Source organism: Pseudomonas sp. PSB11, from assembly GCF_014596605.1.
Classification (GTDB): Bacteria; Pseudomonadota; Gammaproteobacteria; order Pseudomonadales; family Pseudomonadaceae; genus Aquipseudomonas; species Aquipseudomonas umsongensis.
In genome coordinates this window covers 1-11,599 of record NZ_NOIO01000038.1, presented here as the reverse complement: position 1 = coordinate 11,599, position 11,599 = coordinate 1, and the positions used below count along the sequence as shown (strand labels likewise).

Sequence of the window (11,599 nt, the reverse complement as noted above, 5' to 3'; positions counted from 1 at the left end):
AACCTCACAGTAGAGAACCCCTGCCATGTCCGTCAAACCCCAGGTGAACCCGCGCCTGACCTTGCTAACCGCGTCGGCGGTGTGCTCGTTGATCGTGCTGGACACCAACATCGTCGCCGTTACCTTGCCCAGCATCGCTCGGGACCTTGGGGCGAATTTCGCTGACATTGAGTGGGTAGTCAGTGCCTACATGCTGGCCTTCGCCGCGTTGCTGTTGCCCGCGGGCAGCCTGGCGGACCGTTTTGGCCGGCAAAAAACCCTGATGTGGGGCCTGGGCATATTCATCCTGGCCTCGATCGGCTGCGGCGCCGCCCCTAACGCGCTGTTTCTCGACATCGCGCGCGCGATCAAGGGCGTCGGCGCGGCGCTGCTGTTGACCTCGGCACTCGCTTCCATCGGCCATACCTTCCACGACGAAGCCGAACGCGCCAAGGCCTGGGCGTTCTGGGGCGGTTGCATGGGCGTGGCCATGACGGCGGCGCCGACTCTGGGCGGGTTGATCACCGAGTACGTGGGTTGGCGCTGGATTTTCTACCTCAACCTGCCGATCGGCCTGTTCCTGATGCTCATGGTCTGGCGCGCGGTGCCTGAGTCTCGCGACGCCCAGGCCGCGCGTCTCGATCCGTGGGGCAGTCTCGCCTTCAGCGCCAGTTTGCTGTGCCTGATCTGGGGCCTGATCGAAGCCAACCGCGTCGGCTGGAACAACCCCGTCACTTACGCCCGCCTGGTGGGTGGCGCCCTGTTGCTTGGCTTGTTCGTGGTGATCGAGCGCCTGCAACAGCGGCCGATGATCGACCTGCAACTGTTTCGTCACCCACGTTTCATCGGCGCGTTGCTCGGCATGTTTTCCTACGCAGCGTGCGCCCAAGTGATGATGACCTTGCTGCCGTTCTACTTGCAGAACGGCCTGGGTTTCACCGCCATCTGCGCAGGGCTGGGCATGCTGCCGTTTGCCGTGACCATGCTGGTTTTCCCGCGCATCGGGGCACGCCTGGCGGGACGCGTTACACCGGCGAACATGATGGCCATCGGACTTACCCTGGTGGGCAGCGGTAATTTGCTCAGCGCCTGGGCGGTCAACAGCGGCGGATACCTGCCCTTCGCCCTGGCGATTGCAGTCACGGGTGCCGGCGCCGGGCTGCTCAACGGCGATACGCAAAAAAACATCATGGCCTGTGTGCCTCGGGAGCGTACCGGCATGGCCTCGGGCATGAGTACGACCATGCGCTTCAGCGCGGTAATGCTGGCGATCGGCGTGTATGGAGCATTGCTGTCGGGACACAGCGAACGGCTGCTGCACGATCATCTGGCGGCACAGGGCGGTCAATGGCTCGAACACAGCCAGGGTGTCGCCTCGCGGGTGGTGGCCGGTGACATGCCGGCGGCGCTAAGCCTGTTGCCGGAAGCTGCGCGGCCGCTGGTGGAGCCGCTGGCGCGACAGGCGTTCGTGGGTGGGTTCAGTTTGTTGCTTTGGGTCGCGGGCCTGGCGGGGTTGCTGGGCGCACTGGTGGTCGGGACACTGATGCGCAATCCGATTCCAGCACCCCGCACTGCCTTGGCGGTTGAATGATGCGTAACTGGCGATTTCATCTTTGAATGGACAGCCGCCTTCGCGAGCAGGCTCGCTCCCACAATGATCCCGGTGAGGCACAGATTTCACCTGTGGGAGCGAGCCTGCTCGCGAATAGGCCAGCACAGGCAACTCATGGCTCACAGCTCGTCGATATGCCGATACCCGGTTTGCAACTGCGCCGCCAACACCTTGCTGCGCCCAAGGCGAATCGGCCCGCGTTCGATGTCGATCACCAATCCTGGACACTCGAGGGCGGGCAACGACGGCCACTCTTTCAAGCGGCCATCGGTTATCACCAGCAAGCGCTGCTGTTCGGCCGGCAAGCGCTTTTGCCGCGCGGCAAGCCACAGTGCCGCATCACCCAGCGCCGCCAGCAACGGCGTGCCGCCGCCCGCACCAAGTTCGTCGAGCCAATGGCGCAAACCGCTGGATGCCTTCAGTCCCTGCACCTGCCACTTCGGCACTGCACCGCTGGCCGTCAGCAATGCCAGGCGTGCGCGCTGGCGGTAGGCATCGTCGAACAACTGCGCCAACAGGCCCTTGGCATCACTCAATGCCTGGTGGCGGCGGGTCGAAGCCGACGCGTCGACAATCACCAGCCACAGCTCATGCGCCGCGCGCGTGCGCTGCTGGAACAACACATCCTGGCGCTGGCGTGGCCGTCCGTTGAGTAACGTGCCTGGCCAATTGATCGAGCCGCCATGGGACGCGTGACGTTTACCCTGTTTACCGTGATCGAGGCGTCCTGCACGAGGTCTGGCATTCGCCCCCGCGTCCGATCGAGGGCGAATGCCTAGGGCTTTTTTGGCCAGGTCGGCACCTCTCGCCGCGCGCCGACCGGCAACGCTTGGGCGGGCATCTCGCCCCACTGGCCCTGGCCTTCGCTCGGATTGGGCTGTTGGCTGGATGGGGAATTGTTGGATTGTGGTGCCGATGGCGTGTGCTCGCGACGACGATGGCGCAAGGCAAACTCGGCGACCGCGTCGATATCCTCTTCGCCAATGGCTGTTGCACCGCGCCAGGCAGCATGGGCACGCGCCGCGCGCAACCAGACCAAATCGGCGCGCAAGCCATCGACACCGGCGGCAAAGCAACGCTCGGTGATCTGCGCCAACGCGTCGTCGTCGAGGGGAATGCTCGCCAATGCACTGCGTGCTGTTTGGCAACGCTCACGCAACGACTGCTGCTGGCTCTCCCACTCGGCGCAGAACTGTTGCGGATCACTGTCGAAATCGAGGCGTCGACGAATGATTTGTCCACGTTCGGTTGGTGCGGTATGACCACTGAGGGCGACGTTCAAGCCAAAGCGATCGAGCAGTTGCGGACGCAACTCGCCCTCTTCCGGATTCATGGTGCCGATCAGCACGAACTTCGCCGAATGCCGATGGGAAATACCGTCACGCTCAACCAGATTGGTGCCGCTGGCGGCCACGTCGAGCAGCAGATCGACGAGGTGATCGGGCAGTAGATTCACTTCATCGACATAGAGCACGCCGCCGTCAGCCTTGGCCAGCACGCCGGGGGAAAATTGCGCCCGACCTTCACTCAGGGCCGCGTCGAGGTCGAGGGTGCCGACCAGGCGCTCTTCTGTTGCCCCCAGGGGCAAGGTGACGAATTGGCCGCTGGCCAGCAGGTCCGCAAGACCACGGGCCAGGGTCGACTTGGCCATGCCGCGCGGGCCTTCGATCAGCACACCACCGATCTTCGGGTCGATGGCGGTCAGGTACAGCGCGAGTTTCAAATCGTCGGCGCCGACCACGGCGGAAAGCGGGAAATGGGGGGTGTCGGTCATCATCAGTACTCGGTCATGGTCGGGGTCAATGATCGTTCCCCTGTGGGAGCGAGTCTGCTCGCGAAAGCGGTTTGTCAGTCAACGATGATGTTGATTGTGCTGGCCTCTTCGCGAGCAGGCTCGCTCCCACAGGGGTATTGCACTAGCTGTCTTCTTCTATATCCAGCAGCAAATTTTCCAAGGCTTCGCGATACGAACCCGGTTCTTTCCACATCCCCCGCTGTTGCGCTTCGAGCATACGCTCGGTCATGTCGCGCAAGGCATGGGGGTTATGCTCGCGCACGAAATCCCGAGTACCCGGGTCAAGTAGATAGGCATCGGCCAGCAATGCGTACTGGTGATCGTCGATCAAGCGGGTGGTGGCGTCGAAGGCGAACAGATTGTCCACCGTCGCGGCCATTTCGAATGCGCCTTTGTAGCCGTGCCGCTTGACCCCGTCGATCCACTTTGGATTGGCTGCCCGGGAGCGGATCACCCGGTTCAGTTCTTCCTTCAGGGTGCGGATCTTCGGCAGGTCCGGCTGGCTGTGATCGCCGTGATAACTGGCCGCCGCCTCGCCACTCAGGCTTTCCACGGCAGCCAGCATGCCACCCTGGAATTGGTAGTAATCATTGGAATCGAGCAGGTCGTGCTCACGGTTATCCTGGTTTTGCAGCACCGCCTGTACCTGGCTCAGGCGCTGGGAAAACTGTTCACGGGCCACGGTGCCTTCATCCGACCCGCCGTACGCGTAGCCACCCCAATTCAGGTAAACCTCGGCCAGGTCCTCGCGGCTTTGCCACAGGCGACCATCAATGGCGCCCTGCACGCCTGCGCCATACGCGCCGGGCTTGGCACCGAAAATGCGCCAGCCGGCCTGCCGCCGCGCCGCGTCTTCATCCAGTCCCGATTGCAACAACGCTTCACGCTCGGCGCGCACCTTGGCTGCCAGCGGATTCAAGTCATCCGGCTCATCGAGCGCGGCGACCGCTTGCACGGCCGCATCGAACAGGCGGATGAGGTTGGCGAAGGCATCGCGGAAGAAACCCGATACACGCAAGGTCACGTCCACCCGCGGACGATCGAGCAGGCTCAGCGGCAGAATTTCAAAGTCGTCCACCCGTTGACTGCCGGTGGCCCAAACCGGCCGCACGCCCATCAACGCCATGGCCTGGGCGATATCGTCGCCGCCGGTGCGCATGGTCGCGGTGCCCCAGACCGACAGGCCGAGCTGGCGCAAATGATCACCATGGTCTTGCAGGTGTCGTTCAAGAATCAGGTTGGCGGACTGGAAACCGATGCGCCACGCGGTGGTGGTGGGCAGGTTGCGTACGTCCACCGAATAGAAGTTGCGCCCGGTGGGCAGCACGTCCAGGCGACCGCGACTCGGCGCGCCACTGGGGCCTGCCGGGACGAACCGGCCGCCGAGGGCGTCGAGCAGGCCGCGCATTTCTGCGGGCCCACAGGCATCCAGCCTGGGTGCGACCACTTCGCGCAAATGCTCGAGGATAGCGTTCACTTCAGACCAGCACGCGTCCTGTGGGAGGTTCTCACAGGGGGCATTCAACACCTGAGAAATAAGCTGTGCGGCGAACAGTTCGAGGCGTTCACGGGTATCGCCCGTGGTGCGCCAGGGTTCACCGCTGATCGACAATAATTCGCCGGGACGCGGTCCGCTCCACGGCTCGGCCAACGCGCAATCCAGTGGGTCGAAGCCCAGCGCGAACGCCTTGGCCAAGGCTCGCAGCACACTCGATTGCGCGCCACGGCCATCGCCCCGGGGAATGCGCAGCAGCGCCAGCAACGTATCGATGCGCAGCCTTCCGGCCGGTGACTCGCCAAACACGTGCAAGCCATCGCGGATCTGCGACTCTTTCAAGTCGCACAGGTAAGTGTCCAGGCGCGGTAGCCAGATCGCCGCATCGGCATCGCTGTCGAGCTGATCGTCCAGTTGCAGCTCGCGGTCGATGTGGGTGTCCCGGACCAATTGCAGGATGTCGCGCTGCAGTTCCCGCGCACGCCGTGGATCGAGCAATTGCGCATCGTAGTATTCGTCGGCCAGCAACTCGAGATTACGCAGCGGGCCGTAGGTCTCGGCGCGGGTCAGTGGCGGCATCAGGTGGTCGATGATCACCGCTTGCGTGCGGCGCTTGGCCTGGGCGCCTTCGCCCGGGTCGTTGACGATGAACGGATAGATGTTCGGCAACGGCCCGAGCAGCGCATCCGGCCAGCAGTGCTCCGACAACCCTACGCCCTTGCCCGGCAGCCATTCCAGGTTGCCGTGCTTGCCCACATGGATCACGCCGTGGGCGCCGTAGGTATTGCGCAACCAGAAATAGAACGCCAGGTAGCCATGGGGCGGCACCAGGTCCGGGTCGTGATACACCGCACTTGGATCGACCTGGTAACCCCGCGCCGGCTGGATGCCAACGAAGGTCAGGCCAAAGCGCAACCCGGCGATCATCATCCGCCCGCCACGACACATCGGATCACTGTCGGGCGCGCCCCAGCGCTCCAGAACGGCCTGGCGATTGACTTGCGGCAACGCGTTGAACATCAGCAGGTAATCGTCCATGGCCAGGCTTTGCTGGCACGGGCGTTGATCGAGGGTATCGAGGTCGTTGCTGACACCGCCCAACAATTGCTGAATCAACGCCGTGCCGCTGGCAGGCAGATCGGCTGGCAGCGGATAGCCTTCTTTATGCAGCGCACGCAGGATATTCAAAGCCGCGGCCGGTGTATCGAGCCCGACGCCGTTGCCTATCCGACCATCACGGGTCGGGTAATTTGCCAGAATCAGCGCTATGCGTTTTTCGCCATTGGGCAACCGCGCCAGATCGATCCAGCGCCGCGCCAGCTGTGCGACAAAGTCCATGCGTTCCGGCTGAGCGCGATAGCAGACCACGTCGGACTGACTGCGCTCGCTGCGCCAGGCCAGGTCCTTGAAGCTGATCGGCCGGCTGATGATGCGCCCGTCCAGTTCCGGCAGCGCAATGTGCATCGCCAGATCGCGGGGGCCGAGGCCTTGTTCGCTGGCTCGCCAACCCGGTTCGTTGTCTTGGGCGCAAATGGCCTGGATCACCGGGATATTGCGGCGAAATGGCCGCAAGTGCGGCGCTTCCGGGCTGGATTGGGCGAAACCGGTGGTGTTGAGAATCACCCCCGCCTCGACTTCATCCAGCCAGTCCTCGACCACGGCAAGGCAGCCCGGCTCTTTCAGGCTGGCCAGCGCAATTGGCAACGGGTTAAGCCCCGCCGCCTGCAAGCGCTGACAGAAAACATCAATGAAAGCGGTATTCGCCGCTTGCAAATGCGAGCGATAGAACAGCACCGCCGCCACTGGCTGACCGCTCTGCCATTGGGCCCGCCAGTCGCCCAGCGTTGCAGGGCTTTTTTGTGGGTGGTAAATCGCCGTACGCGGCAAGGTGTGCGGCTCTGCCCAGGCGTAGTCGCGATCGAGCCAACGATTGGCCAGGCAACGGAAAAAGTCGAGGGCATTGCCCATGCCACCCTGACGCAGGAATTGCCACAGCCGGTCGCGATCCCCAGCGTCCACGGTGCTCAGATCACTGAGCTCCGGGTCCGGTCGATCATCGCCCGGCACCAGGATCAACCGCACACCCCGCTGCGACAACTCCACCAGCCGCTCGACGCCATAGCGCCAATAGGCAATGCCGCCGTGCAGCGAAATCAGGATGACCTTGGCGTGGCGCAGGACTTCGTCGACATACAGATCAACTGATGCATGGTTCTGCACCTGCATCGGGTTGGCCAGGCGCACGCTTGGGTAGTCGTCGGGCAACTGCTGCGCCGCCTCGGCAAGCAGCGCCAGGCTGGAGTCGCCGCTGCACAGGATAACCAGCTCGGCGGGGGTTTGCCCCAGGTCGGCAATGTTGTCATCCGACACGAATCCGCCGGGCTGGGTCCTGAGCAGGTGCATGGGTTACACGCTAAGCGCGGCGCGCAATTGCGCTTCGAGCGTCGTGGCGTCCAGCGCCTGGCCAATCAACACCAGACGGGTGGTGCGTGCTTCTTCAGCGCTCCACTTTCGGTCGAAATGCTTGTCGAATCGGGTGCCCACGCCCTGGATCAGCAAGCGCATCGGTTTGTTCGGGACCGCGGCGAACCCTTTGACGCGCAGGATGCCGTGCTGCACCACCAGTTGGGTCAGCGCATCCATCAACAGGCTTTCGTCGGATGCCGGCAGTTCGATGGAGATCGAATCGAAGGCATCGTGGTCGTGATCGTCTTCGCCTTCATGGTGGTGATCGTGATGGCTGTGACGGCTGTCGATGTGTTCTTCGGACCCGGCACCGAGGCCGATCAGCACGTCCAGCGGCAGGCGCCCGCTACTGGCTTCGATGACTTTCACCGCTGGCGGCAGTTCCTCGGCGACTTCCAGGCGTACGCGGGCCAGGTCTTCAGGGCTGATCAGGTCGGCCTTGTTGAGGATCACCAGGTCGGCGCTGGCCAACTGGTCGGCGAACAGCTCGTGCAAAGGCGATTCGTGATCCAGGTTCGGGTCGAGTTTGCGCATGGCGTCGACTTGATCCGGGAACGCGGCGAACGTGCCAGCCGCGACGGCCGGGCTATCGACCACGGTGATCACCGCGTCAACGGTGCAGGCACTGCGAATTTCCGGCCACTGGAAGGCCTGGACCAAAGGTTTTGGCAGGGCCAGGCCGGACGTTTCGATCAGGATGTGGTCGAGGTCGCCACGACGGGCCACCAGTTCGCGCATTACCGGGAAGAACTCTTCCTGTACGGTGCAGCACAGGCAGCCGTTGGCCAGTTCGTAGACGCGTCCGTTGGCCTCTTCTTCGGTGCAACCGATGGAGCACTGCTTGAGGATTTCGCCGTCAATGCCCAGCTCGCCGAACTCGTTGACGATCACCGCGATGCGGCGACCCTGGGCGTTGTCGAGCATGTGCCGCAGCAAGGTGGTTTTGCCCGAGCCGAGGAAGCCGGTGACGATGGTGACGGGGAGTTTGGCCAGTGTTTTCATCGGATGCCCTTTGGCAAGGTGGCGGGCATACGGGACGAGAACCGGCAACGCACACGCGCGCAGGAAGCGTTCGCCACCGGATCACCCCGCCCGGTTGTAGTGAGAATCTGTATCGAGGCAGGTCTCCTGGCTGACGGCTGGCCAGTCGTTGGACTGGCGGTTGCTGCGCCTTCCCGCGCGCGCCATGGCTGGCGCATGCAGTGGCATGGCAGAAACTGAACCGTTCACAGTTGCGGGGGCAGCCGCGGCATTGACCGCGTTCCCTTCTTAGCTTCGACAAACGCCGAAGAACCTCGAAAGCGCAAGGCTACGCATGGTATCGGGGCCGGTCAATGTTCACATGATTCCTGCGGTGCGCCCTTCGCGAGCAAGCCCGCTCCCACGCTCGACCGGATCTGCCCTGAAGGAACTCGGTCAAATGTGGGAGCGGGCTTGCTCGCGAAGGGAACGACTCGATGTTCAAACGAGAACCCTTGCCAATTGACGCCCGCCCCCCGCCCATGCTCTCCTACGCATCTTGTTACGGGTGCCCTTCACAGGGTGAAACGGGAAACCGGTGAATCATGTGCTTTACTTCAGGCCATGTCAGTCCGGTGCTGCCCCCGCAACGGTAAGCGAGTGAGGTGTCAGATCCACTGTGCCAATGCGGCATGGGAAGGTGACGCTGGAAGGTCCAGGCTAACGCCTGCGCCCCTCGTGAGCCCGGAGACCGGCCCGCAACACAAAGTGACCATCACCATCACTTCAATCAACAAACCCGCGGTGGGCGGGCGCTGTTCGGACTTCTGCGCGCTCGGTCGTGCAGAGCTCTGCTTGCGCTCTTATTCCCCGCTGACCGAACAGAGGGAAGCGCCATGTCGATTATCAGCAGCACCGGCCACAGCAATGCCGCCAGCAGCACCACTACCCTGTCCCAACGCCTGAGCGCTGCGATTTTTGCGTCGATCCTCGGCGCCAGCCTGGTGTACTTCGCCGGTTTCTCGCACATCGAAGCCGTTCACAACGCTGCGCACGATACACGCCACAGTTCCGCGTTCCCGTGCCATTGAGACCTGCCGACATGATCAAGCGTATTGCGCAAACCGCAGGTTTCACCGGGTTGCTGGCCGCCCTGCTGCTGACCCTGCTGCAAAGCCTGTGGGTTTCACCGCTGATTTTGCAGGCCGAAACCTACGAACAATCAGGACCAGCAGCAGTTGAGGTTCACGAACACGCCGCTGGTGTTGCCGCTCATACCCACGATGCCGAAGCCTGGGAACCGGAAGACGGCTGGCAGCGCGTGCTGTCGACCACTGGCGGTAACCTGGTAGTGGCGGTCGGTTTTGCCCTGATGCTCGCCGGTCTCTACACCCTGCGCGCGCCGACCAAAACCTCCCAGGGTCTGCTCTGGGGCCTGGCTGGCTACGCGACATTCGTGCTGGCGCCGACGCTTGGCCTGCCACCTGAGTTGCCGGGCACCGCGGCTGCCGATCTGGCGCAACGCCAACTCTGGTGGATCGGCACTGCCGCCTCCACCGCTGTCGGTATCGCGCTGATCGTGTTCAGCCGTCACTGGCTGATGAAAGTCCTTGGCGTGGCGATCCTTGCGGTGCCTCATGTGATTGGCGCTCCGCAACCGCAAGTGCACTCGATGCTCGCTCCAGAGGCGCTGGAAACTCAGTTCAAGATCGCTTCGCAGCTGACCAACGTGGCGTTCTGGCTGGCCCTGGGCCTGATCAGTGCCTGGTTGTTCCGCCGCAAAAGCGATGGTCAATACCCCGCATGACAGGCCTCAGCGCAGCGCCGACCCTGGTGGTCGGCCTGGGCTGCCAACGTGGCTGCCCCGTCAGCACGTTGCGGGCACTGCTTGACCAGGCGCTGCAGGCGCACCAGATCGAACTGCATCGGATCAAGGCCCTGGCCAGCATCGACTTGAAGCGCGACGAACCGGCGCTGAACGAGCTGGCCGAACAGCTTGGGTTACAGATGATGTATTTCAGCAGTGAACAACTGGCGAGCTATCAACCCCGACTGAGCCATCATTCGGACATCGCCTTTGAGCGTACCGGGTGCTATGGCGTAGCGGAAAGTGCCGCCCTGGCACTGGCCGAGCAACTGGCCAATGGCCCGGCTACATTGCTGATCCCGCGCCAAAAATATGCCCAGGCCACCCTCGCATTGGCTGGCGCCGCGTAAAATCCCCGATAATCTGCGCATTCGATCATGAGCATTCTTCATCTGAAGCCTTGCCCAGCGTCTCTTTTCAACAGGAATTCTTAATGACGGTCTACTTCATTGGCGCAGGTCCCGGCGACCCCGAACTGATCACCGTGAAAGGCCAGCGGTTGGTTCGTAGCTGCCCTGTGATCATCTATGCCGGCTCGCTGGTGCCCGCCGCCGTGTTGGAAGGGCACTGCGCCGAACAGGTGGTCAACAGCGCCGAACTGCACCTGGAACAGATCATCGAACTGATCAAGACGGCCCATGCCCATGGCCAGGACGTGGCGCGCGTGCACTCCGGTGACCCAAGCCTGTATGGCGCAATAGGCGAGCAGATACGCCACCTGCGAGAACTCGGCATTCCTTTTGAAATAGTCCCCGGCGTGACTGCCACGGCCGCCTGCGCTGCGCTTCTGGGCGCGGAACTGACCTTACCGGACGTGTCGCAGAGCGTGATCCTGACCCGCTATGCCGACAAGACCGAGATGCCCGCGGGCGAAGAACTGGGCAGCCTGGCGCAGCATGGGGCGACCATGGCGATCCACCTGGGAGTCAACCATTTGGAGAAAATCCTTGCTGAATTGTTGCCGCATTACGGCGAGGATTGCCCGATCGCGGTGATTCACCGGGCGACCTGGCCGGATCAGGATTGGGTGGTGGGAACGCTGGCAGACATAGCTGAAAAGGTTTCAGAGAAGGGGTTTCGCCGTACAGCGCTGATTCTGGTGGGTCGTGTGCTGGGTAGCGATCATTTCAGCGAGTCGTCGCTGTATCGTGCGGGGCATGCACATTTGTATCGCCCATAGGCCCTATTCGCGAGCAAGCCCGCTCCCACATTAGACCGGTTTCAACATGAGATCGCGGTCGAATGTGGAAGCGGGCTTGCTCGCGAAGAGGCAGTAAATTGATCGTTCCCACGCGGTGTGGACTGACCCCGAAATGTTGGACGATCGTAAATCTATACCTGAACAGATCGAGCCCTGTATTCAACAGGGCTCAGTCCGTTTAGCTTCAGTTTGATGCGTTGGTGATTGTAATAGTGGATGTAGTC

General features: G+C 62.7%; 10 protein-coding genes and 2 riboswitches. Of the genes, 5 read left to right on the top strand and 5 right to left on the bottom strand.

The annotated features are described in order from the left end of the window. The first annotated feature begins 25 nt into the window (after positions 1–25). The gene (locus tag CGA21_RS27765) at positions 26–1,570 is read left to right on the top strand and encodes an MFS transporter (protein ID WP_110754460.1); all 1,545 of its coding nucleotides are present in this window, start codon (positions 26–28) and stop codon (positions 1,568–1,570) included. A 140-nt stretch (positions 1,571–1,710) separates the two neighbouring features. On the opposite strand, the gene CGA21_RS27760 is transcribed toward CGA21_RS27765, so the two are convergent. The 4 genes from CGA21_RS27760 to cobW all read right to left on the bottom strand — a co-directional run bounded on the left by CGA21_RS27760 (position 1,711) and on the right by cobW (position 8,349). After that, on the bottom strand, positions 1,711–2,442 hold the full coding sequence (locus tag CGA21_RS27760) for a VWA domain-containing protein (RefSeq protein WP_411157096.1): 732 nt from the start codon (positions 2,440–2,442) through the stop codon (positions 1,711–1,713). Beyond that, on the bottom strand, positions 2,367–3,365 hold the full coding sequence (locus CGA21_RS27755) for an ATP-binding protein (protein ID WP_188265505.1): 999 nt from the start codon (positions 3,363–3,365) through the stop codon (positions 2,367–2,369). The genes CGA21_RS27760 and CGA21_RS27755 overlap by 76 nt, the downstream gene beginning before the upstream one ends. Before the next feature lie 142 nt (positions 3,366–3,507). Beyond that, positions 3,508–7,284: a cobaltochelatase subunit CobN gene (cobN, locus tag CGA21_RS27750; RefSeq protein ID WP_188265504.1), complete on the bottom strand. Its 3,777-nt coding sequence runs from the start codon at positions 7,282–7,284 to the stop codon at positions 3,508–3,510. Between the two features lie 3 nt (positions 7,285–7,287). After that, a complete protein-coding gene (gene cobW, locus CGA21_RS27745) occupies positions 7,288–8,349 on the bottom strand; it encodes a cobalamin biosynthesis protein CobW (RefSeq protein WP_110754464.1) in 1,062 nt (353 codons plus the stop codon). Between the two features lie 98 nt (positions 8,350–8,447). Beyond that, a riboswitch (cobalamin riboswitch) is annotated at positions 8,448–8,660 on the bottom strand. Positions 8,661–8,856: 196 nt separating this feature from the next. Further along, positions 8,857–9,082: riboswitch (cobalamin riboswitch) on the top strand. A 121-nt stretch (positions 9,083–9,203) separates the two neighbouring features. Here cobW and CGA21_RS27740 point away from each other — a divergent pair. The 4 genes from CGA21_RS27740 to cobM all read left to right on the top strand — a co-directional run bounded on the left by CGA21_RS27740 (position 9,204) and on the right by cobM (position 11,354). Then, positions 9,204–9,398 carry a CbtB domain-containing protein gene (locus tag CGA21_RS27740; protein ID WP_188265503.1) on the top strand — a complete coding sequence of 65 codons (195 nt, stop codon included), beginning with the start codon at positions 9,204–9,206 and terminating at the stop codon, positions 9,396–9,398. A gap of 11 nt (positions 9,399–9,409) precedes the next feature. Continuing rightward, a complete protein-coding gene (locus CGA21_RS27735) occupies positions 9,410–10,114 on the top strand; it encodes a CbtA family protein (RefSeq protein WP_188265502.1) in 705 nt (234 codons plus the stop codon). Next, positions 10,111–10,524: a cobalamin biosynthesis protein gene (locus CGA21_RS27730; RefSeq protein WP_020795442.1), complete on the top strand. Its 414-nt coding sequence runs from the start codon at positions 10,111–10,113 to the stop codon at positions 10,522–10,524. Before CGA21_RS27735 ends, CGA21_RS27730 begins: the two co-directional genes overlap by 4 nt. Positions 10,525–10,607: 83 nt before the next feature. Beyond that, positions 10,608–11,354: a precorrin-4 C(11)-methyltransferase gene (cobM, locus tag CGA21_RS27725; protein ID WP_188265501.1), complete on the top strand. Its 747-nt coding sequence runs from the start codon at positions 10,608–10,610 to the stop codon at positions 11,352–11,354. Between the two features lie 152 nt (positions 11,355–11,506). Here the strand turns inward: cobM and CGA21_RS27720 are convergent. After that, the coding region (locus CGA21_RS27720) for an IS3 family transposase (protein WP_188263828.1) at positions 11,507–11,599 on the bottom strand (93 nt) is incomplete at its 5' end.